General features: G+C 72.3%; 16 protein-coding genes. 10 read left to right on the top strand and 6 right to left on the bottom strand.

Annotated features, from left to right (window positions below; genetic code table 11):
- The first annotated feature begins 14 nt into the window (after positions 1-14).
- From ACQEV8_RS05675 to ACQEV8_RS05705, 7 genes are all read left to right on the top strand, one after another.
- Positions 15-1,244 (top strand): lysine N(6)-hydroxylase/L-ornithine N(5)-oxygenase family protein, encoded by a 1,230-nt coding sequence (locus tag ACQEV8_RS05675; protein WP_432957888.1) that lies wholly within the window; start codon positions 15-17, stop codon positions 1,242-1,244.
- The gene (locus ACQEV8_RS05680; RefSeq protein ID WP_432957890.1) at positions 1,241-1,618 is read left to right on the top strand and encodes a cupin domain-containing protein; all 378 of its coding nucleotides are present in this window, start codon (positions 1,241-1,243) and stop codon (positions 1,616-1,618) included. The genes ACQEV8_RS05675 and ACQEV8_RS05680 overlap by 4 nt, the downstream gene beginning before the upstream one ends.
- Positions 1,611-2,714: an NAD(P)/FAD-dependent oxidoreductase gene (locus tag ACQEV8_RS05685; protein WP_432957892.1), complete on the top strand. Its 1,104-nt coding sequence runs from the start codon at positions 1,611-1,613 to the stop codon at positions 2,712-2,714. Before ACQEV8_RS05680 ends, ACQEV8_RS05685 begins: the two co-directional genes overlap by 8 nt.
- Positions 2,711-4,342, top strand: coding sequence for a class I tRNA ligase family protein (locus ACQEV8_RS05690; RefSeq protein WP_432957894.1), 1,632 nt, complete (start codon positions 2,711-2,713; stop codon positions 4,340-4,342). The genes ACQEV8_RS05685 and ACQEV8_RS05690 overlap by 4 nt, the downstream gene beginning before the upstream one ends.
- Positions 4,339-5,586 (top strand): ATP-grasp domain-containing protein, encoded by a 1,248-nt coding sequence (locus ACQEV8_RS05695; protein WP_432957896.1) that lies wholly within the window; start codon positions 4,339-4,341, stop codon positions 5,584-5,586. The genes ACQEV8_RS05690 and ACQEV8_RS05695 overlap by 4 nt, the downstream gene beginning before the upstream one ends.
- Positions 5,579-6,859: an MFS transporter gene (locus ACQEV8_RS05700; protein WP_432957897.1), complete on the top strand. Its 1,281-nt coding sequence runs from the start codon at positions 5,579-5,581 to the stop codon at positions 6,857-6,859. The genes ACQEV8_RS05695 and ACQEV8_RS05700 overlap by 8 nt, the downstream gene beginning before the upstream one ends.
- Before the next feature lie 72 nt (positions 6,860-6,931).
- Complete coding sequence (locus ACQEV8_RS05705) at positions 6,932-8,131, top strand: threonine aldolase family protein (RefSeq protein WP_432957899.1); 1,200 nt, start codon at positions 6,932-6,934, stop codon at positions 8,129-8,131.
- Between the two features lie 296 nt (positions 8,132-8,427).
- On the opposite strand, the gene ACQEV8_RS05710 is transcribed toward ACQEV8_RS05705, so the two are convergent.
- The 6 genes from ACQEV8_RS05710 to ACQEV8_RS05735 form a co-directional block, all read right to left on the bottom strand.
- Positions 8,428-11,109 (bottom strand): non-ribosomal peptide synthetase, encoded by a 2,682-nt coding sequence (locus ACQEV8_RS05710; protein ID WP_432957901.1) that lies wholly within the window; start codon positions 11,107-11,109, stop codon positions 8,428-8,430.
- Positions 11,110-11,194: 85 nt separating this feature from the next.
- On the bottom strand, positions 11,195-12,019 hold the full coding sequence (locus tag ACQEV8_RS05715) for an SDR family oxidoreductase (RefSeq protein ID WP_432957903.1): 825 nt from the start codon (positions 12,017-12,019) through the stop codon (positions 11,195-11,197).
- A 54-nt stretch (positions 12,020-12,073) separates the two neighbouring features.
- On the bottom strand, positions 12,074-12,784 hold the full coding sequence (locus ACQEV8_RS05720; protein ID WP_432957904.1) for a thioesterase II family protein: 711 nt from the start codon (positions 12,782-12,784) through the stop codon (positions 12,074-12,076).
- Positions 12,771-13,925 carry an LLM class F420-dependent oxidoreductase gene (locus ACQEV8_RS05725; protein WP_432957906.1) on the bottom strand — a complete coding sequence of 385 codons (1,155 nt, stop codon included), beginning with the start codon at positions 13,923-13,925 and terminating at the stop codon, positions 12,771-12,773. Before ACQEV8_RS05725 ends, ACQEV8_RS05720 begins: the two co-directional genes overlap by 14 nt.
- A gap of 75 nt (positions 13,926-14,000) precedes the next feature.
- Entirely contained in the window at positions 14,001-14,897 is an 897-nt protein-coding gene (locus ACQEV8_RS05730; protein WP_432957907.1) for an ABC transporter permease, read from the bottom strand.
- Positions 14,897-15,856 (bottom strand): ATP-binding cassette domain-containing protein, encoded by a 960-nt coding sequence (locus ACQEV8_RS05735; protein WP_432957908.1) that lies wholly within the window; start codon positions 15,854-15,856, stop codon positions 14,897-14,899. The genes ACQEV8_RS05730 and ACQEV8_RS05735 overlap by 1 nt, the downstream gene beginning before the upstream one ends.
- Before the next feature lie 139 nt (positions 15,857-15,995).
- Between ACQEV8_RS05735 and ACQEV8_RS05740 the strand changes: the two genes are divergently transcribed.
- From ACQEV8_RS05740 to ACQEV8_RS05750, 3 genes are read left to right on the top strand one after another with little or no spacing between them, the layout of a single operon-like run.
- On the top strand, positions 15,996-17,750 hold the full coding sequence (locus ACQEV8_RS05740) for a fatty acyl-AMP ligase (protein ID WP_432957910.1): 1,755 nt from the start codon (positions 15,996-15,998) through the stop codon (positions 17,748-17,750).
- Positions 17,747-19,492: an acyl-CoA dehydrogenase family protein gene (locus tag ACQEV8_RS05745; RefSeq protein WP_432957912.1), complete on the top strand. Its 1,746-nt coding sequence runs from the start codon at positions 17,747-17,749 to the stop codon at positions 19,490-19,492. The genes ACQEV8_RS05740 and ACQEV8_RS05745 overlap by 4 nt, the downstream gene beginning before the upstream one ends.
- Positions 19,489-21,219: an acyl-CoA dehydrogenase gene (locus ACQEV8_RS05750; RefSeq protein WP_432957914.1), complete on the top strand. Its 1,731-nt coding sequence runs from the start codon at positions 19,489-19,491 to the stop codon at positions 21,217-21,219. Before ACQEV8_RS05745 ends, ACQEV8_RS05750 begins: the two co-directional genes overlap by 4 nt.
- Positions 21,220-21,267 lie beyond the last annotated feature (48 nt).

Genomic DNA, 21,267 nt, shown 5'->3' on the forward strand with positions numbered 1-21,267 from the left:
CGGCGGTGCCCACCATGGACGCACACATACTCGACTACGCGGCCGTCGGCGTCGGCCCCGCGAACATGAGCCTCGCCGCGCTCGCGCATCCCGTCGAAGGGCTGCGCGGCGCCCACCTGGAACGCCGTGAGAGCTTCTCCTGGCACCCCGGACTGCTGCTGCCCGAGGCCACCCTCCAGGTCTCGCTGCTCAAGGACCTGGTGACGCTGGTCGATCCGACCAGTCCCTTCTCGTTCCTGTCGTTCCTCGCGAGTGAGGGCCGGCTCTACCGGTTCCTGGCCGCGGACTTCCCGGCCGTCCTGCGTGCCGAGTTCAACCAGTACCTCCAGTGGGTCGCCGGGCGGCTGCCGAGCCTGACCTTCGGGGCGGACGTGCACAGCGTGGACTTCCACGACGGGGCCTTCCACCTCCGCACCGGCGAGCACGAAGTGGCGGCACGTCACCTTGTGCTCGGCACCGGGCTCGCCCCGTCCGTTCCCGAGCCGTTCCGCCCCTTCCTCGGCCCCACCGTCTTCCACTCCGGGGAGTTCCTGCTGCGGGCCCCGGAGGTGACCGGGCGGCGGGTCGTCGTGGTCGGCGGCGGGCAGAGCGGCGCGGAGATCGTGCGCCACCTGGCGGCCGGCACGGCCCCCGAGAGCATCACCTGGGTCAGCCGGCGCGCGTCGTTCCTGCCGATGGACGACTCGCCGTTCGCCAACGACCTCTACACACCCGACTACGTACGCCGCTTCCACGCGCTGCCCGCCGACCACAAGGCCCGGCTCCTGGAGCGGCAGAGGTACACCAGCGACGGCATCGACCTCCAAGTCCTCCAGGACATCTACCGGTTGAGCTACCGCGACGAGTTCATCGAGGACCACCCCGGCAGGCTGCGCTTCCTGGCGGACTGCGCGGTCACCGCGGTCGAGGGTGGCCCCGACGAATGGAAGCTCGTCGTCGAGTCCCCGGGCCCGGACGCACCCGCCGTGGTCGCCGCCGACATCGTGATCCTGAGCACCGGATACGTCTACGCGTTGCCGGACTTCATGGCTCCGCTGGACTCCCGGCTGCGGCGGGACAGCGGGATGCTCGTCGTCGGCGACGACTTCTCGGTCGCGTGGGACGGGCCCGCGGAGAACCGGATCTACCTCCAGAACGGCGCCCGGCATTCCTGGGGCGTCGCCGATCCCAATCTCAGCCTGCTCGCCTGGCGCAGCGCGGTCATCCTCAACAGCGTGCTCGGTGAAACGAGGTATCCGGTATGACCGCTCGTCAGGTCGCACAGTTCCAGGCCGAGGCGGTCGGCGTCCTGGTCCCCTTCGGCCCGACCGAGGTGGAACCCGACGGAGTGACCGTCGCCGAGGCGGACTTCGCCCGTTCGGTCTTCCCCCGCGTGCCGTTCAAGACGGCCCGCTTCACCGTGCCGCCGGGCGGGACCAGCTCGCCCGACCAGCACGCGGTCCAGGAGATCTGGGTGGTCCACGCCGGATCCGGCATCCTGGACGTGGACGGCGAACGGTCGCTCGTCGGGCCCGGCTCCCTGGTGGGCTTCGCCTCGCAGGCCGTTCACGAGATCTTCGCCGACCAGGGCGAGGAACTGGTCATCTACTCCTTCTGGTGGTCGGCGACCGATGAGTGAGCGCACCACCGGGACCGGTGAGGCGCCCCACTACGACCTGGCCGTCGTCGGCGCGGGCGCGGTCGGCGCCCTCGCCGCGTACTACGCCGTGCGCCGGGACCCGGGCCGCCGCGTCGCCGTGATCACGCACGCCGGACGGGGGACGGGCGCGACCCGTCTGTCGGCCGGGTTCGACACGCCCACGGGGCACAACCCGGCCCAGCGCGCCCTGGCCGCCCGCAGCACCGCGCTCTTCGAAGAGCTCGCCGCCGGACTCGGCGACACCGGACGCGCGCCGGTCGACGTCTGCTGGCTGGTGGCGCGCGAGAACACGGCCGCGCTCGACGCGACCATGGCGGACGGCGGCCGCACCCGCCCGGTCACCGGGGAGCAGCGGGCCCTGCTCGACCGGACGTTCCCCGGGCTGGCCCACGGCGACGACCAAGTCCTTCTGGCTACCGCTCCCATGACGACAGGTCAGCCGCAATGGCTCACGGACCGGCTTCTCGACGAGGTCCTCGGCCGACCGGACAACACCCTCCTGGAGGGCTTCCGGGTCACCGAAGTACGCCGCAGGGGCGGGCACGTCGAACTGGTCGCCGCCGACGGCAGCCGGATCACCGCCGCCAAAGCCGTCCTCGCGCCGGGCCCCTGGGCCCTCGACGGCCCGGTGGCGGTGGCGGCCCGCGAGTGCGGGGCCCGGGTCAAGAAGGTGGTGGCGTTCCACATCATGACGCCGCCCCCGCCCCTCGCCCCGGCACTCGTCCTGGAGGACGCCGACGCCTTCCTGCTGCCCCATCGCCCCGGTGGCCACTGGATCTTCAGCATCACCTCGCCCGACTGGGACCGCGGCCCCGACGAGCCGCTCGCCATCGACGCCCGCGACCGGGAACTCGCCCGGGCCCTGCTCGCCCGGCACGTACCGGGATTCCTGCCGCATCCGCTCGGCGGGCGGGTCTTCAGCGACTGCTTCACCCCCGGCCATCTGCCGGTCGTGGACACGGTCGGCGGCGACGACGTGGTCATGGCCATCGGCGGCTCCGGCTCCGGTTATCGACTCGCCCCGGCCATGGCCGAGGACGCACTGAACCTGCTCGACGGGAGACCTCGAACATGAGCCTGCTGACCGGGGGCACGCACACCCCCCGGCACTACCTCCTGGTGCCGCCCGAGGCCACGCCCAACGGCCCCCTGCACCTCGGCCACATCGGCGGCCCCTTCCTGTGGTCGGACATGATCGCGCGTCATCTGCGGGTCCGCGGCGACCTGCCGTTGGTGATCACCGGCAGCGATGTGTACGAGTCGTACGTGGCGCTCAAGGCGCACGCCGAGGACTCCACGCCCGGCGAGGTCGCCGCCCGCTACGGACAGCGCATCCAGGACGACTTGGCGGCCCTGCGCATCGGCATCGACGCGTTCATCGTCCCTGATCAGCAGCCCTGGCGAGAGCAGTTCGAGCAGGAGGTCGCCGCCTCGATGGAGCGGCTGACGGCCCGGGGCGCGGTGCTGACGCGCACCGAGCGCGTGCCCCACTGCGCGGCGTCGGACCGCTGGGTGGTGGGCGGCTGGCTCCAGGGCCGCTGCCCCGAGTGCGGTGCGGGCATCGCCAGTTACTTCTGCGAGGAGTGCAGTGCGCACTTCCTGCCCGAGTCGGTCGTCGAGCCGCGCCCCCTGCTCGACGAGGGGCCGCTGACCTGGCGGGAGATCTCCAGCCTCTTCCTGCGGCTGCCGGACCGCGACCTCCTGGACGCCACGCTCGTGGACCTGGGCGTCGCCGACCGCTACCGGGCGACCGTGGCGCGCTTCCTGGAGCGCGACGGCCTGGCCGTACGGCTGAGCGCCCCGCAGACGTGGGGACTTCCGCTGCCCGCGGCGGAGCCGGACGTGCCGCGCGCTCTCTTCCCGTACGCCGGGATCTTCATGTTCGCCCGCCTCGCCGGCGCCGTCCACGGCCGGCTCTCCGGCACCGGCGTGAACGCCTTCGACCCGGACTCCGGGGTCACCACGATCACCACCCTCGGGGTCGACAACGTGATCCCCACCCTGGTCTCGATCGTCGGCACCAGCCTGCTGCACGGCGACATGAAGCCGTACGACCGGTGCCTGATCAACCACTTCTACCGGCTGGCCGGGCGAAAGTTCTCCACCAGCGCCCGGCACGCCATCTGGGCGGCGGACATCGCCGCGTCGCCCGCCATCGGCGTGGACACCGTCCGGTACCACCTCGCCGGGGCCGATCTGGAGTCCGGGGCGGCGAGCTTCGAGACGGCGGACTTCCTTCGGACCGCGAACGCCACGCTCGCCGACGGCCTCGGCAAGCGGATCGACGCCGCCTGGAGCCGGTTGCCCGAGGGGGCGCCGCAGGCGCCCGCCCCGGCCGTCGCCGACCTGCTGGAGTCCCTGCTCGCCGAGCAGTCCGCGGCGCTCGACGCCGCCCGTGTCTCGACCCGGCGCGCGGTCGCGGCGCTCGACCGCTGGTGCGCCGAGGACGCGGTCGCCCACGCGGCCGAGGACGGCGCCTACTGGTGGCTCAAGGGCCTGTCCCTGCTGGCGTTCCCGGTGATGCCGGACCTCGCCGAGCTCCTCTGGCACCGCCTCGGCGGCGCCGGGGAGCCTCGCGCGGCGGCCTTCCTCGCCAGGACCCCGGCCCACCGGGACCGGCCCGCGCCCGGCTTCGGCCGGGTGAGCGCCGCCGATCTGGACGCCTGCCTGCCCGACACCCTGCGACCGGGAGCGGACGCGTGACCGACCCGACCACACCGCTGTACGTCGTCCTCAACCGCTCAGGCGACGAGTTCGGCGAGTACCACCGTTTCCTCGACGGCCACCCCTGCCGGACGGTGTACCTCACCACGCCCGGCGGGCTGCCCGCGCTCGACCAGGACGGGGCGACCGAGGTCCATGTGCGCGACAGCCTCGCCCACGACGACCTGCTGCCCCTCGTACGGGAGATCGCGGACCGGCACGGCACGCCCGAGGCCGTCTTCGGCCAGTCCGAGTACGACATCCTGACAGCCGCCCGGCTCTCCGCCGCACTCGGCGTCCCCGGCGGCTACGGTCTCGGCCTCGTCGAGCGGTTCAAGGACAAGCCCGCCATGAAGAGCGCGGTGGGCGCGGCCGGACTGCGAGTTCCCCGGTTCCTGCGTCTCGACGACGCACCCTCGGCGGAGGCGGTCGTCGACGCCCTCGGCGGTCTGCCCCTGGTCCTCAAGCCGCGCGCCGAGGCGGGCTCCCAGGGAGTCACGGTCGTCCGCGGCGCCGACGAACTGCGCGACGCGCTGGGCCGCGTCGACCCCGCGGCGTACGAGTGCGAGGAGTACGTCGAGGGGGACATCTTCCACGTCGACGGCGTCCGCCGCTCCGGCCGCCTCCACTTCGTCACCGCTTCCCAGTACGTCCACACCTGCCTGGACTACGCACACGGCCGCCCGCTCGGCTCGGTCCTGCTCGACCCGGGCCCCGACCGCGACGAGCTCACCACGTTCGCCGACCGCTGTCTGCGGGCGCTCGGGCTGCGCGACGGCGCGTTCCACCTGGAGGCGATCCGACGTCCCGGAGGCGAGCTGGTGTTCCTGGAGGTCGGGCTGCGGCCGGGCGGCGCGCAGGTGCCGTTCCTGCACGTCGACCTCTACGGCATCGACCTGTTCGCCGAGGCGTTCCGGGCGGCCCTGGGCCTGCCCCCGCTGTGGCAGCCGTCCGAACCGGTCGGGCCCCGGGCCGGCGGCTGGCTCATCTACCCCGCTCCGCGCGAGCTGCCCGGACGGGTCGTCGCGCGTACCTCGCCCAGGTCGGCCGTCCCCGAGGTCTACCACGAGGAACTGCCCGCGATCGGGCAGATCATGACCGGCCCCGGCAGTTATGACGAGGGCTGCGGCATCTTCCGGTTCCGGGGGCGGAGCGCCGCGGGGGTGCGGGCCGCCGTGCACACCGCGATGGAGGTGTACGGGCTGCGGACCGAGCGGGCCGAGGGAGCTGGGTCGCATGGCTGAGGCACGCCGGTACGGCGCCGTGCCGCGCGCCTGGTTCCGGGAGACCCTTCCGGCCGCCGGGAACGCGCGCAGACTCGGCGTCCTCACACTCATCCAGTCTTTGGGGCTCGGGGTGTTCCTCACCTCCAGCGCCGTGTTCTTCACCCGGACCATCGGCATCCCCGCCCAGCGCGTGGGCCTCGCCCTGTCGGTCGCCGGGCTCTGCGGTCTGCTCTGCACCGTGCCCATCGGCCGACTCGCGGACCGGCTCGGCGCGGGCCGGGTGCTCACCGTCAACTTCCTGCTCGCGGCCGTCGGCTTCACCGCTTACTGCCTGGTGGACGGCTTCGCCGCCTTCCTCGCGGTCGCCTGCGCCATCGCGGTCCTGGAGACCTCGGCGGGCGCGCTCCAGGCGTCGCTCACCGACGCGCTGGTGGGCGAGACGGAGCGGGTCAGGGTGAGCGCGCAGATGCGCAGCCTGTTCAATCTGGGCTTCCTCGGCGGCGCCGCGCTGGCCGGAGCCGCCATCGCGGCCGGCACCTCGACCGCCCTGTACGCCACGGTCCTCGCCAACGCCGCCCTCCAGTTGGTCTCCGTCACCGTGCTGCTCGGGATGCGGCTGCCCGCGGGCGCCGGGCTCCGCTCCCCCGCCGCCGAGGCGCCGGGCGGGGTGCTGCGCAGCGCCGCGCTGCGGGACGTGCGCTATGTGGCGGTCGCGCTGGTCTGCGGCGCTCTGGAGCTGTATCACCCGCTGCTGACGGTCGGTCTGCCGCTGTGGATCGTCACCGGCACCGACGCGCCCGCACTGCTGGTGTCGGGCCTGCTGATCCTGGACACCGTCCTGGTGCTGTTGTTCCAGGTCGCGGTCAGCAAGGGCGCGCGTACCCCGGCGGGAGCGGCCCGTATGCTGCGCTGGGCGGGGTGGGCGCTGGGGGCGTCCTGCCTTGTCTTCGCGGTGAGCGGGGGGCACGGCGCGCTTCTGGACAGTGCGGCCCTGCTGGGCGGTGCGCTGGTGCTCGTCCTCGGCGAGCTGTACCAGGCGTCGGCGAGCTGGGGCCTGTCCTTCGGGCTCGCCCCGGCGGGCCGGCAGGGGGAGTACCAGGCGGTGTTCTCCCTGGGGCGCGGGTTCCAGCAGTTCGCCGGGCCGTGGCTGATGGCCTCCCTGGTCGTCGGTGCGGCGGGGACCGGCTGGCTGGTCCTCGCGGCGCTCTTCGCCCTGCTCGGGCTCGCCGCGCCGCCGTTGGTGCGCGGCTTGGAGAGGGCCCGCGCGCGGACGGAGCCGGCGCCGGCCTGAGCGGACCGGCCGGCGCACGTCCGGACCACATGTGTCACACCCCTACGACCGAAACAAGTAAGCGAGCGCACCATGACCGTTCAGCGACGACACGACCCGGACGAGCGCGGCTTCGCCAGCGACAACTACGCGGGTGCGCACCCCGAGATCCTTGCGGCGATCGCCCTGGCCAACGGCGGCCACCAGGTCAGCTACGGCGCCGATGTCTACACCGAGCGCCTCCAGGAAGTGGTGCGCGGCCACTTCGGCCCCACCGCGCAGGCGTATCCGGTCTTCAACGGCACCGGCGCGAACGTGGTCGCGCTGCAGACCATGCTCGACCGCTGGGACGCCGTGGTGTGCGCCGAGTCGGCCCACATCAACGTCGACGAGGGCGGGGCGCCCGAGAAGGTCGCCGGGATCAAACTCCTGACGGTGCCCGCATGGGACGGCAAGCTCACCCCTGAGCTGATCGACCGTCAGGCATGGGGCTTCGAGGACGAGCACCGGGCCCGGCCCAGGGTCGTCTCGATCGCCCAGTCCACCGAGCTCGGCACCTGCTACTCGCCGGACGAGATCCGTGCGATCTGCGACCACGCGCACGACCTCGGCATGCTCGTCTACCTGGACGGCGCCCGGCTCGCCAACGCCGCCGCCACCCTCGGCGTGTCCCTGCGTGAGATGACCACCGACGCCGGCGTGGACGTCCTCTCGCTCGGCGGCACCAAGAACGGGCTGCTCTTCGGCGAGGCGGTGATCGTGCTCAACGAGGACGCGGTGCGCGGCATGGCCCACCTGCGCAAGACGAGCATGCAGCTGGGCTCCAAGATGCGTTTCATGTCGGTGCAGTTCGAGGCGCTGCTGGGCGGCGACCTCTGGCTGCGCTCGGCGGCCCGCTCCAACGTGATGACCCAGCGGCTGTACGAGGCGGTGCGCGAACTGCCGGGCCTGGAGATCCCCCGCCCGGTGCAGGCCAACCAGATCTTCGCCGTCCTGCCGCCGGCCGTCACCGAGCGTCTCCAGAAGCGTTTCCGCTTCTACACCTGGGACGAGCAGGCCGGCGAGGTCCGCTGGATGACCTCCTTCGACACCACCGAGGGCGACGTGGACGCGTTCGCGGCGGCGATTGCGCAGGAACTGGCGGCGGAGCGAGGCCAAGGACCGTCGGGCGCGCTGACCGTGGCCGAGCGCGAGGAACTGGTGCAACTGCGCCGTAAGGTCCGCGAAATGGAAGAGACGATCGAAGCGCTCGGGAAAGAGCCTGCCTTCTCCGCGAACCGCAAGACGAAGTAGCCGGCGGCGGAGCCTGGGAGGCCGGGCGAGCGCCCTGCCCCCCGGGCAGGAGAAGCACGAAGAGGTCGTCCGGTTCCAGGTCCCACTGCTCGGCAGGCCGCCGACGCGCATGGTCGGTGATCATGTTCGGGCCTGACGACATGGGACCCGGACCGGTCGCCTCCGAACCTCACATGCCCTTCCGCGGCACAAGGCACAGCGGTCACGGCCCGGAGCTCGCGGTCGCCGGCATCCGCGAGTTCACCAGCACGCGCACGTACTGCGTCACAGCCTGACCGGCGCGTACCTCGGTGGCTTCAGCCGTCCGAGGCGGCGAGGCTCCTGACCGTGCCGCGGATGGTCCGATGGCGGTACAGCTCCCGTAGCCGCAGCGACGGCAGACCGCGCGCGCGTAGTGCGGCGCCGATGCGGACGGCGAACAGTGAGTTGCCACCCAGCTCGAAGAAGTCGTCGTCCAGGCCGACGGGCGTGCCGAGCACTTCGCTCCAGATCTGCCGCAGCCGGTCGGTGAGGTCATCCTCGGCCGTGACGGGCTCGGCGCCCCGGGCCGGAGCGGCGGGCGTCGTGGGTGTGGGGAGCCGTGCCGTGTCGAGTTTGCCGTTGGCTGTCAGCGGCAGCGTGCCCAGGGCGGTGACTGTGGTGGGGAGCATGTAGTCGGGGAGGATGCCCGCGGCCCGCTTGCGGACTGTCACCGGATCGCCGCCGGAGAGGACCACGTAGGCATCGATCCTGGCGGTGGCAGCGTCGCCCGGGTCGTCGCGCCGCACCACCACGGCCGCCGCCCGGACCTCCGGATCTTCCAGCAGCACTGAGCGGATCTCGTCCAGCTCGATGCGGAAGCCGCGGATCTTGACCTGGCTGTCGATGCGCCCGAGGTGTTCGAGACGGCCGTCCGGGCGCAGGCGTCCCAGGTCGCCGCTGCGGTACATGGTGCCGCCGGTGTACGGGTCCGGGACGAAGCACCGGGCGGTCAGCTCTTCTTGGCCGAGGTAGCCGAGCGCGACCCCGGCCCCGCCGACGCAGATCTCGCCCGCCACTCCGGGTGGCTGCAGCCGTCCGGACGGGTCGGTCACATACAGGTGCCAGCCGGGCAGTGCCCGTCCGACGGAGCGGGTGGCGGCGAGCGCCAGTCGCCGGGTGAGGGTCTGCTCTGTGACGTGGACCGTCGTCTCGGTGATGCCGAACATGTTCACCAGTCGGCAGACCGACTCGGAGTGCCGGTCGAACCAGGGCAGCAGCATGCGCGCGTCCAGTGGCTCGCCTCCGAAGACGACCAGCCGGACCGCGACCCGGGTGTGGTCCACGTCGAGCAGTTGCGCGAAGGCCGACGGGGTCTGGCTGAGCACGGTGACCTTCTCGGCCACCAGCAGATCGCGGAAGCGGTCGGGTTCGCGGGAGACGAAGTACGGCACCACGACCAGCCGTCCGCCGGTCAGCAGGCACCCCCAGATCTCCCACACCGAGAAGTCGAAGGCGCTGGAGTGGAACCAGGTCCACACGTCGCCCGACCCCAGCCCGTACTCGTCGCGGGTCGCGTCGATCAGGGCGATCACATTGCGGTGCGGCACCTCGACGCCCTTGGGGCGACCGGTGGAGCCGGACGTGTAGATGACGTAGGCGGCGGCGTCGGGCGCGGTGGCCGCCGGCGGGACCGGGAGGTCGGCGAACCGCTGGGCGGCGTCCAGCAGTTCGTCCGGAGTGGCAGGCACGCAGCCCGTTACGTCCGGGAACTCCGGTAGCCGGGTGATCATCATGCGCAGCCCCGCGTCCCGTGCGGTATGGGCGATGCGGTCCGCCGGGTGGGCCGGGTCGACGGGTACGTACGTCGCGCCGGCCTTCAGTACGGCGAGCAGGGTGACGACGAGTTCGGCGGTGCGCTCCAGGCAGACTCCCACCCGGTCGCCGGCGCTGACTCCGCGCTCCCGCAGGCCGTGCGCCAACTGGGCGGACCGCGTGTCCAGTTCGCGGTAGGTCAGTCCGGCAGCGCCGTCGGTCACGGCGATGCGGTCCGGAGTCGCCGCCGTGATCCGCGCGAACTCCTCCGGCAGGGTCACCGGCGTGGTGACGAGTGTGTGGGGCGGGCGGCCGAGTGCCGCCACCCGGTCGCGTTCGGCCTCGTCGAGCAGGTCGACTTCTTCGACCGGGGTCCGGGGCGAGCCCAGCACGAGCTGGTGCACGCGTACGAGGTGCCGGGCGAACTGGGCGGCGATCTCCGTGGAGACGTACCCGCGGACGTGGTCGCAGCGCAGCCGCCAGCCGTCGGCGTCCTTGAACACCGACAGCGTGAGCGGGAACGGCGGTGCGAGGCACGGCACGTACGCGCCCGGAAGCTCCGCCTCGTCGAAGAGCAGACCGGCGAGTACGGGACCGTCCGCGGGTGCGGGCTTCAGCTCGCCGAGCGTGGGGGCCTCGGGGACGGTGAAGGAGCCGTGTTCGGTGCCTATGACCGGCGGGGTCTCGGCGTCGTAGCGGCGCAGGGTGATGGCAAGGGCCGTGAGCCAGCTCGCCTCGTCGCCTCCGTCGGCCAGGGAGAACAGGTGCGGGACGGTGAGGCCGTCGTCGCCCAGTCCCCACGCAGGGGCCGGCGCGGTGGCCGGTGCCTCGGAGGCGCGGTGGTCGGCCGCCGGTGCCGCGGGGGTCGCGTGGCCGGCCGGCGGTGCCTCGGTTATGGGATGGCCGGTCTCCGGCTCGACCGGCTCACCGGCCGCCAGCCGTGCGAGGGCCGCACGGTCCCAGCGGTCGCGCGGAGCCACCAGGATCAGGTCGCAGGGGCCGTCGGTGTAGCACAGCAGGACCCTGCGAAGTCCGTCGGCCGGGCGGGCGAGTTCGGTGGCGCGGCGGCGTTCGGCGAGCGGGTGTGCCGCCGGCACGGGCACGTCCTCGGTCCACAGTCCCGGAGGGGCCGTCGGATACGGCGAGCGGTCCGAGCGGATGCGCACCGCGTGGCAGCGGGCCGTGGGGTGAAGTAGGCCTGACACGGTCATACTCCTTGCTGGTCCGGCGAGTTGTTTCGGAAGTTGTTGCGGGGAGTTGTTCCGGAGGGCGGATGCGGGGCACGCGAGCTCAGCGGACGCTGAATCCGCCGTCCACGGTCAGGACCGAGCCCGTGATCTGCCGGGACTCGTCGGACGCGAGGAAGACCACCGCGGCGGCGACGTCCTCGGGCTCGATCAGCGCGTTCATCGGCTGCGCCTCGACGAAGACCTTCTCGTACTCGTCTGGCGGAACCTCCAGTGCCCGTGCGATCTCGGCGAGCATCCGGCCCTCGGCCTGGGCGTCGTCGCGCACCGACCCGGGGCACACCGCGTTCACGCGCACTTTCGTCGGCGCGTAGTCGAGCGCCGCGGCCTTGGTCAGCCCGACCACGGCGTGCTTGGCGGCGACGTACCCGGCGAAGTGCCGGTAGCCCACGAGGCCCGCGGTGGAGGCGATGTTGACGATGCTTCCGGCGCGCCGGGCGCCCATCGCCTTGCCGACCTCGCGGATCACCCGCCAGGCGCCGGAGAGGTCCACGTCGATCATCAGGGACCACTCGTCCTCGTCGATCTCGTGCACCGGCTTGCCCGAGGGCGCGGCGATGCCCGCGTTGTTCACGGCGACATCGATCCGGCCGAACCGGTCCTCGGCACGGGTCACCGCCTCCCGTACGGCCCGCAGGTCACGAATGTCGGCCTCGGCGGTGAGGACGGCCGCTCCCGCCTCCCGGCACAGCGCGGCCGTGTGCGCCAACTGCCCCGGGGCGCCCAGCGGGTAGGGCACACCGGGCAGGTCGGCACAGATGTCCAGCAAGGTGAGGTCGGCGCCCTCGGCGGCACAGGCGAGCGCGGTGGCCCTGCCGAGTCCGCGGGCGGCACCGGTGACGAGGACCGACTTGCCGTCGAGTCGCATCGGGTACTCCTTGAAGCTCGAGGAAGCGCGAACGGGTGGGGCTGACGGGCTGGGCTACAGGACCGTCGAGACGATCAGCCGGACCAAGGCGGGCGCGGCGTCGGTGAGGTACATGTGGCCGCCGGGGACCTCGACGTGCTCGAACTCGCGGCCCGCGACCTTGCTCCAGGACTCCGCGTCGTCGTAGTCGACGAGGTCGTCGTCCTCGCCCCGGACCACCGTGAGGGGTGCGTCCAGCGGGAGGCCGGTGGAGGGGACGTAGTTCTCGTGCATCTCCACGTCCGCACGGAGGGCCGGCAGGATCATCTCGCGCATCTCCGGGTCGTCCAGCGCGGGATGGTGGTAGCCGGCGAACTCGCCGACCTGGGCGAGGAACTCCTCGTCCGACAGACCGGTGGCCCGCCGCTCGCGGCCCCGGGCCGGTTCCGGCGACCCGCTGACGAACAGGTGGACCAGCTCGATGCCGGGCTCGGCGGCCAGCCGGTGGGCGAGTTCGTAGGCGAGCACCGCGCCGAGGCTGTGCCCGAAGAGGGCCACCCTGCCGCCGCCGGCACCGAGCCTGTCCCGCAGTTCGGTCAGGAGACCGTCCACGGCCTGGGGCACGTTGCGGTACGGCTCCTCGTCGATCAGCCATTCCCGGCCGGACATTTGCAAGGGAACGATTTCCACCGCGTCCCCGGCCAGCGCCGTCCAGGGCCGGTAGGTGGAGGCGCCCGCCCCGGCGTACGGGAGGCAGATCAGCTTGGTCGTGTCATGCATGGTCATGGATGCGGGTGTCTCCTTGGGAGTCGAGCGGGCCTGGTGGGCGCGAACCGTTGAGAGCGGGGGCGTCGGACGCGAGCAGGCCGGCGAGTTCCGCCGCCTCGACGGCGGTGCGCAGCGCGACGGCGGCACGTTCCGGGCCGGGCAGGCCGGGGCCGACCGGCATGACGTTGAGCGTGGTGGCACCGGCCTCGGCGAACGCCGCCATCCGCTCGGCGATCCGCTCCCGGGGCCCGAGCAACGAGGTGGCGTCGAGGAACGCGAGCGGAACGGCGGCCATGGCGCCGGGGTAGTCCCCGGCCAGGAATCTCTCCTGGACGGCATGGGCCTCGGGGCCGAAGCCCATGCGCTCGGCCAGCTGCGTGTAGTGGTTGTCCGTCCGGCCGCCCATGCCACCGAGGTACAGCGCGGCGTACCCCCGTACCCGGCGGGCGCAGGCCCGCCAGTCGGTGCCGGTCACCAGGGGGACGCCGGGGGCGATGTCGAATCCGTCGAGGGTGCGCCCGGACTTCGCGAGACCGGCCCTGAGCGATTCCAACTGCTGGGCGGCGTGGGCTGGGGAGAAGAACACCGGCAGCCAGCCGTCGGCGATCTCCCCGGCCAGTTCCAGGTTCCTCGGCCCGAGGGCGGCCAGATAGACCGGGATCCGCTCGCGCGGTGGCCGGATGGTGAGGGTGAGGGGCTTTCCGGGGCCGTCCGGCAGCGGAAGCGTGAAGTGGCTGCCTTCGTACGCCAGGGGCTCCCGGCGCAGTGCTCGGCGTACGAGGTCGACGTATTCGCGGGTACGGCCCAGTGGCGAGGCGAACCTGACGCCGTGCCAGCCTTCCGAGACCTGGGGGCCGGACACGCCGAGCCCGAGCCTGAGCCGTCCGCCGGAAAGGGTGTCGAGGGTGGCGGCGGTCATCGCCGTCATGGCGGGCGAACGGGCCGGGATCTGGAGGACCGCACTGCCGACGTCGATGCGGGAGGTACGGGCGGCGATCCAGGACAGCAGGGTGACGGCGTCGGATCCGTAGGCCTCCGAGACCCAGACCGCCGAGTAGCCGAGGTCCTCGGCCAGGGAGGCGAGGGGGAGGTTGGAGGCGTCGTTGCCGCCGGCCCAGTAGCCGAGGTTGAGGCCGAGACGCAGAGAGGGGACGGTCATGGGGGCTCCTGTACGGACGCGCGGGCCGGTTCCCGGGCCGGGCGCGGGGCTATCGGGAGGGGTGCGCGGCCGCGGTCAGCGGCTGGTGCGGGTGCGGTAGCGCCAGGTCGACAACGTGATGAAGACGGCGATGACCAGGACCGAGCAGCCCACGGTGTACAGCGCGGGGTGATGGGCGGGCCAGGAGTGCTGCACCGGGAAGCCGGGCGGGGCGGTGTTGCCGAAGAGGCGGCGCAGGGCGTTCGCCAGTGAGGTGATCGGGTTCCAGGCCGCCAGGGTGGCCAACGGCCCGGGCAGGGTCGCGCCGGAGACGAAGCCGGAGGAGATGAACGTCGCGGGGAACAGCCAGATCACGCCGAGGCTGCCGGCCACCTGGGCGTTCGGGGTGATGAGGGCGACGAACACGCCGATCCACGACATCGCGAAGGAGAACAGCAGCACCAGCAGGACGCCGGCGGCCACCTCGACCGGTCCGGTGTGCGGTCGCCAGCCCATCAGCAGCCCGCACACGGTGGTGATGGCGGCGCTCGCTACACAGGTGGTGAGGTCGGAGGTGGTACGGCCGAGCAGCAGGGCCACGCGGGAGATCGGCAGGGTGCGGAAGCGGTCGACCATGCCCTCGTCGAGGTCCCGGGAGAGCCCGACCGTGGTGAAGGTGGTGGTGAAGGCCACGGTCTGGGCGATCAGCCCGGCCACCATGTACTCACGGTAGGCCGTGCCGCCCAGGCTGTTGCCGAAGACGTACCCGATGAGCATCGCGTAGACGACCGGCTCCACCAGACACGAGATGAGCAGCCCCGGAGTGCGCCGCAGGTGCAGGAGATTGCGCAGGGCGAGGTCCGCGCTCTCCGCGACGACACGGAGTGCGGGGTTGCGCCTGGCGCGGGTCGGGACCGCGGTCGGGGGGAGGCCGGTGGCGGGTGCGCCACGGTGCGGGGAGCCGGTCCTGTGGACGTCCGTGGGCGCGCTCATCACGCCGCCGTCTGCCGGGCGCGGCTGGTCAGGCCGAGGAACACGTCGTTCAGGGTGCTGCGGCTGAGCCCGATCTCCAGCACCTCGACCCCGGCGTCCTGCAATGCGGTGAGGGCGCGACCCAGTGCGGCCGGGCCGTCGGCGGCGACCGCCTCCACACGCCGGGTACGACGGTCCACCGTCGGGGCCGTGCCGGTGGCCTGTGCGGCGGCCCGAGCCGCCGCGTCGAGCTGATGGTCCTCGGCGACACACGCCACGAGCCGGTTTCCGGCGGCTGCCTTCAGCTCGTCGCTGGTGCCCTCCGCCACCACCCTGCCCCGGTCGATCACCGTGATCCGGTCGGCGAGACGGTCCGCTTCCTCCAGATACTGGGTCGTGAGCAGGACCGTGGTGCCGCCGGCGACGAGTTCCCCGACCGCGTCCCAGGTGTCGAGTCGGCTCTCGAGGTCGAGTCCCGTGGTGGGCTCGTCCAGGACGACCACGGGTGGGGAGCCGACGAGGGCGGCGGCCAGATCCAGCCGTCGGCGCATACCGCCGGAGTAGGTGCTCGCCGGGCGTCCCGCGACGGCGGAGAGCCGGAACCGGGACAGCAGGTCATCGGCGGTACGGCGGGCCGTACGGCGGCCCACACCGCGCAGTTTCGCGATGAGGTAGAGGTTCTCGAACCCGGTCAGCGTGCCGTCGACAGTCGAATACTGGCCAGCCACTCCGATCGTGAAGCGCACTTTCTCCGGCTCGGCCGTCACATTCCAGCCATTGGCGAAAACTTGTCCGGAATCCGGCTTGAGGAGAGTCGTCAGGATCTTTACCAGCGTGGTTTTTCCGGCTCCGTTCGGACCCAGGAGGCCAAGCACTTCTCCCGGGCTCACCTGCAGGTCGACGCCGCATAAGGCGTGACTCTCCTGAAATTTCTTGCGTAAGCCCTGAGCGGCGACGGCCGGCGCGGTTTGGGTATGCACAGACCCGTTCTACGTCTGCCGACGACCGAAGTCGATCCAGGATTATTCAAGGATTCTTGTACGTTCCATGGCATTGTTTGAAGCTTGCTTTAATGTTTCAGTACTGGTTCTGGAATCACGAGTGCGTACGGTTTCTGCCGTGCCAGAATTACTCAGGACCCTGAGGGAACGGGCAGCGCGTGATCCGCAGCAGCCTGCCGTGACATTCGTTTCGGACGTCAGCGACATCAGACGCACGGTGCGCGACCGCGCACAACTCGATATGCACTCCCGGCGTATTGCCTCCTCGCTCCAGGAGCGACTCGTCCCAGGGGACCGGGCGCTGCTCCTCTACTCCCCGGGAATCGAATTCACCACCGCGTTCTCCGCCTGTCTCTACGCCGGCGTCATCGCCGTTCCCGCGCCACTCCCGGGCCGCTACCGGCACGAGCGCCGCAGGCTCGCCGCCATCGCACGCGACGCGGGGGTGCGAGCCGTCCTGACGCAGCGAAGCGATCTCCCGGACGTCGAGAAGTGGATCGCCGAGGAGGGTGTCGTCGGCGCGGTCTGCCAAGCGACCGACTCCGGTGAGGGGGACGTGGACGCCTGGACCGCTCCCGAGGTGTCCTCCGAGACCCTGGCACTGCTCCAGTACACGTCGGGATCGACCGGCGACCCCAAGGGCGTCATGGTCACCCACGGCAATCTGGTCGCCAATGTGGACCGGATGGTCCGCTTGTTCGGTAACGACAGCGGCACGACGTACGGCGGCTGGATCCCCCTGTACCACGACATGGGGCTGATCGGCCTGATGCTGCCCGGCCTCCTCAGCGGGAGCGGGTATGTGCAGATGGACCCCATGTCCTTCCTGCGCCGCCCGTACCACTGGTTGCGGATGCTGGACGCCTGCGACGTCGGATTCACCGCCGCACCCGACTTCGGCTACGAGCTCTGTGTACGACGGGTCACCGACGAGCAGCTCGCCACCCTCGACCTGTCCCGGCTCAAGGCCGCCGACGGTTCCGAGCCGGTCCGCGCCGACGTCGTCGCGGCCTTCACCGAGAGGTTCGCCGCCGCGGGGCTGCGGCCCGACGCGGTCATCCCGGTGTACGGCCTGGCGGAGGCGACTCTGATGGCCTCCGGCACCACCGGGCGGCCACCCCTGCGGACCACGGTCGACGCCACGGCACTCGAGAACCGGGAGCTCAGGCGGGCCGACGGCACGAACGCGTCCCGCGTGCTGATCGGGTGCGGCGAGCCCGCCGGGTCCGATGTGCTGATCGTCGATCCCGGCACCGAGGACGCCCTGCCCGATGGACGCATCGGCGAGATCTGGCTCAGCGGCCCCTGTGTCACCGCGGGCTACTGGGAGAACGAGGACGCGACGGACTCCACGTTCCGGGCGTACACAGGGGATGGACGCGGACCGTTGTTACGCACCGGCGACCTCGGCGGCCTGCTCGACGGCGACCTGTACATCACCGGCCGCCGCAAGGACGTCCTCGTCCTGCACGGGCGCAATCTGCACCCCTCGGACATCGAGTACGAACTACGGTCCCAGCACGAGGAGTTGGACGGCCTGCACGGCGCCGCCTTCATGGTCGGAGACGACGACGGAGTGGACCTCTCCCCCGCGATCGTCGCCGTGCACGAGATACGCGCCCACTGGGGCACCGAGCGGCTGAGCCAGATCGCGGTGGAGATGAAACAGACCGTGGCCCGGGAGTTCGGCGTGCCGGTGGCGGCCATAGCCCTGGTACGGCCCGGCGGAGTCCGGCGCACCACCAGCGGCAAGGTACAGCGCTCGGCGATGCGCGCCCTCTACCTCGCCGGCGAACTGGACACCCTCCACCTCGGAGAGGACAAGCTCCTCACCGAGGCCCTGGCCGAACACCGGCGGGTGACCGCGCGATGACCACCACGACCGACCTGGAGTCCCTGCTCGCCGCTCACGAGGGCGACGCCTTCTCGCCGGATGCGCTCGCCGAGCTCGACGCCCGTGAGGAGTTCCCCGGCGACGCGGTCCGCGTCCTCGACGACGCGGGGCTGCCCGCCCACTACGTCCTGCCCCCGGACGGCGACGTCAGCGAGACGGTACGGCTGCTGCGTGCCGTCGCGCGCCGCGATCTGACCGTGGCCATCGCGCACGGCAAGACCTTCCTCGGGACGGCACCGGTGTGGGTGGCCGGCACCCCGGACCAGGCCACCCGGCTGGCAGAGCGGGTCCGCGGGGGCGAGGCCGTCTGCTGGGGACTGACCGAGCGCGACCACGGCGCCGACCTGCTCGCGGGTGAGCTGGCGGCGGTTCCCGACACGGACACCGGGACCCGCGGCATCGGCGGCTGGCGGCTCACGGGCGAGAAGTGGCTCATCAACAACGCCACCCGCGCCTCCCTCGCCTGCGTCCTCGCCCGCACCGACCCGGCCGGCGGCGGACGCGGCTTCAGCCTCTTCGTCGTGGACAAGCGCCGCCTGCCACAGGGTGCTTGGCTGAGCCTGCCGAAGGTCCGTACCCATGGCATTCGCGGCGCCGACATCAGCGGCTTCGTCCTGGACAGTGCCCCGGTTCCCGCCGACGCCCTCGTCGGCGAGGAAGGCGACGGCGTCGCCGTGGTCCTCAAAACGCTCCAGCTCACCCGCATCGCCTGCACGGCGCTCTCCCTCGGCGCCGCGGACCACGCACTGCGGCTGGCCCGGGACTTCGTCTCCGGACGCGAACTGTACGGCCGCCGCCTGGCCGAAGTCCCGCACGTACGGCGCATCCTCGGCCGGGCCGCAGCCGCCGCGCTGACCGCCGAGGCGGTGAGCGCCCTCTCCGCCCGCTCGGTGCACACCCTGCCCGGGGAACTGAGCGCGATCTCGGCGATCACCAAGGCCTACGTCCCCGCGCTGACTCAGGAGACGCTCGGCTCGCTCGGCGAACTGCTGGGCGTACGCGGCTTCCTCACCTCACCGCCCGGCGGTGGCTTCGCCAAACTGGAGCGCGACCACCGCATCTGCGCGATCTTCGACGGCAGCACGGTCGTCAACCGCGCTGCCCTGCTCCACCAGATGCCGCGCCTGGTTCGTCAGTTGAGCCGTCGCCGCACCGACGCCGAGGGCCTGCGGGCCGCCGCCGACCTCACCGCGCCCCTGCCCCCGTTCGACCGGGACCGTATGACGCTGCTGTCCGTCACGGGCTGCAGCGCCGTGCAGGCCCTGCCGGACCTGGCGGAGCGCATCCGGGAGGAAGGGCCACCGCAGGCGGGCGCGCTCGTCGACCGGCTGCTCGCCGAACTCGCCCGGCTGGAGGCGGACTCGGCGGATTTCCTGCCGGTGGCGGGCGGACTGCCCAGCACCGCCTTCGGCCTTGCCGAGGCCTACGAACGCGCCTACGCCGCTGCCGCCGTGCTGCTGTTGTGGCGGGAGAACCCGACGCTGCGCACGGGACCGCTCGGCACCGGCGGCCTGTGGCTGCGGGCCTGTCTGACCGCCCTGCTCGGCGAGGACGCCGACGCCGGCGCGAGCGACAGCGACAGCGACAGCGACAGCGACAGCGACAGCGACAGCGACAGCGACAGCGACAGCGACAGCGATCATGACGTCTTCGACGCCCTGGCCGATGTCGTTCTCGCCACGCCCGAGACGGAGTTCACCCTGTGGGGAGGCACCGCATGACCACCGCCACGGGCCTGGCCCCCAAGCGCGCCGACGAACTGGACCACCTGCTCGGCGCCCTCTCCGACCCGGCCAACCCCACCGGCGCGAGCGCCGTCCTCGCCGCCGACGAGCGTGCCGAGACGCTCGCCGCCGGAGAGACACTGCTGCACGCCTACGGGCTGAACGCCGAGTTCGTACCCCCCGAGCTGGGCGGCCGTCTGGAGCGGGCCGACCATCTCGCCGAGGTCATGCGCGTCCTCTACCGCCGCGACCCCGCACTCGGCCTCGGCTACGGCGCCAGCTCGCTCATCGCCGGAGTCACCCTGTGGACCGCCGGCGACGAACGGCAGACCGAACACGCCGCCGGCCTGCTCCTCGACGGCCGGCGCATCGCCATCGCCTTCCACGAACTGGCCCACGGCAACGACATGGCCGGCACGGAGTTCGCCGCGCACACCGCACCGGACGGCGGCCTGCGGCTGAGCGGCCGTAAGGAGGTGGTCACCAACATCGCCCGGGCCGACGCCATGGTCGTCCTCGCCCGCACCGATCCCCGGCCCGGCCCGCGCAGCCACTCCCTGGTCCTCGTCGACCGGCCGAGCGTCGACCCCGCGCACCTCACCGACCTGCCGCGCTTCGGCACGGTGGGCATGCGGGGAGTCCAGCTCGGCGGCCTGAGCTTCGACGAACTGCCCGTGCCCGCCGCCGCGGTGCTCGGACCCGTCGGCTCCGGACTGGAGACCGCGCTGAAGGCCCTCCAGATCACCCGCACGGTCCTGCCGGCGATGGCCAGCGGAATCCTCGACACCGGACTGCGCATCACCGTCGACCACCTGACAGAACGTCGGCTTTACGGCGGCCCCGCCATCGCCATCCCGCACGTCCGCTCGGTTCTGGCCGGCGTCTTCGCCGACCTGCTGCGCGCCGAGGCGCTCGGCGCGGTCGGCGCCCGGGCGCTGCACCTGGTGCCCGGCGCGGCGGGCGTGTACGCCTCCGCGGTCAAGTTCGAGGTGTCCCGGCTGCTCCTGGAGGCCATGGACAGGCTCGCGGAACTCCTCGGCGCCCACTTCTACCTGCGCGAGGGACCGACCGCGCTGTTCCAGAAGCTGCTGCGCGACCTCGCCCCCGTCGGCTTCGGACACATCGCGCGCGCCGCGTGCCAGATGAGCCTGCTGCCGCAGCTCCCGCTGCTGGCCCGCCGCACCTGGGACCGTCCCGGCACCGAGGCGCCCGGCGACCTGTTCGCGCTCGACCGGGCGCTTCCGCCCCTGCGGTACGACCGGCTGGCCCTGCACGCCGCCGGCCGCGACCCGATCGCCGGTTCCCTGCACGCCCTGCTCGACGCGCCCTGGACGCCGGAGCACGCCGATCTGCGGGCCGCCGTCACCGCCGACCTCGCCGCACTGTACGAACTGGCCGCTGTGTGCGGGACGTTGTCGCCGGTGGACCTCGGTGTCGATGCCCGCCCCGAGCACTACGACCTCGTCACCCGGTACGTGCGCCTCCTGTCCCGGACCGCCTGCGTCCAGGTCTGGCGGCACGCCGGACCTGGGGACTTCCTCACCGACCCGGCCTGGGTGCGCGCGGCCCTGCACCGTTCGGCACCCGGCCCGCACCGGCCGGGCCCACTGCCCTCCCCGGTCGAGGACATGCTCTTCGACGAGCTTCTGGACCGCCGGGCCACCGGCCGCTCCTTCGGCCTGACCGGACGACCGCTGGCCGCGTACAGACCGTCCGTGCTCTGACGCCGCACACCACCTCAAGGCCGTACCCCGTGCCGCTGCGTGTCCGCA

It is taken from the genome of Streptomyces sp. CA-179760, assembly GCF_050937045.1.
Classification (GTDB): Bacteria; Actinomycetota; Actinomycetes; order Streptomycetales; family Streptomycetaceae; genus Streptomyces.

What these genes read in the sequence shown, in the direction of transcription:
- ACQEV8_RS05675 (WP_432957888.1), top strand. Translation starts at nt 15, where the DNA reads ATGGACGCACACATACTCGACTACGCGGCCGTCGGCGTCGGCCCCGCG.
- ACQEV8_RS05725 (WP_432957906.1), bottom strand. Translation starts at nt 13,925, where the DNA reads ATGACCGTCCCCTCTCTGCGTCTCGGCCTCAACCTCGGCTACTGGGCC.
- ACQEV8_RS05720 (WP_432957904.1), bottom strand. Translation starts at nt 12,784, where the DNA reads ATGACCATGCATGACACGACCAAGCTGATCTGCCTCCCGTACGCCGGG.
- ACQEV8_RS05750 (WP_432957914.1), top strand. Translation starts at nt 19,489, where the DNA reads ATGACCACCGCCACGGGCCTGGCCCCCAAGCGCGCCGACGAACTGGAC.
- ACQEV8_RS05745 (WP_432957912.1), top strand. Translation starts at nt 17,747, where the DNA reads ATGACCACCACGACCGACCTGGAGTCCCTGCTCGCCGCTCACGAGGGC.
- ACQEV8_RS05730 (WP_432957907.1), bottom strand. Translation starts at nt 14,897, where the DNA reads ATGAGCGCGCCCACGGACGTCCACAGGACCGGCTCCCCGCACCGTGGC.
- ACQEV8_RS05685 (WP_432957892.1), top strand. Translation starts at nt 1,611, where the DNA reads ATGAGTGAGCGCACCACCGGGACCGGTGAGGCGCCCCACTACGACCTG.
- ACQEV8_RS05705 (WP_432957899.1), top strand. Translation starts at nt 6,932, where the DNA reads ATGACCGTTCAGCGACGACACGACCCGGACGAGCGCGGCTTCGCCAGC.
- ACQEV8_RS05680 (WP_432957890.1), top strand. Translation starts at nt 1,241, where the DNA reads ATGACCGCTCGTCAGGTCGCACAGTTCCAGGCCGAGGCGGTCGGCGTC.
- ACQEV8_RS05700 (WP_432957897.1), top strand. Translation starts at nt 5,579, where the DNA reads ATGGCTGAGGCACGCCGGTACGGCGCCGTGCCGCGCGCCTGGTTCCGG.
- ACQEV8_RS05690 (WP_432957894.1), top strand. Translation starts at nt 2,711, where the DNA reads ATGAGCCTGCTGACCGGGGGCACGCACACCCCCCGGCACTACCTCCTG.
- ACQEV8_RS05715 (WP_432957903.1), bottom strand. Translation starts at nt 12,019, where the DNA reads ATGCGACTCGACGGCAAGTCGGTCCTCGTCACCGGTGCCGCCCGCGGA.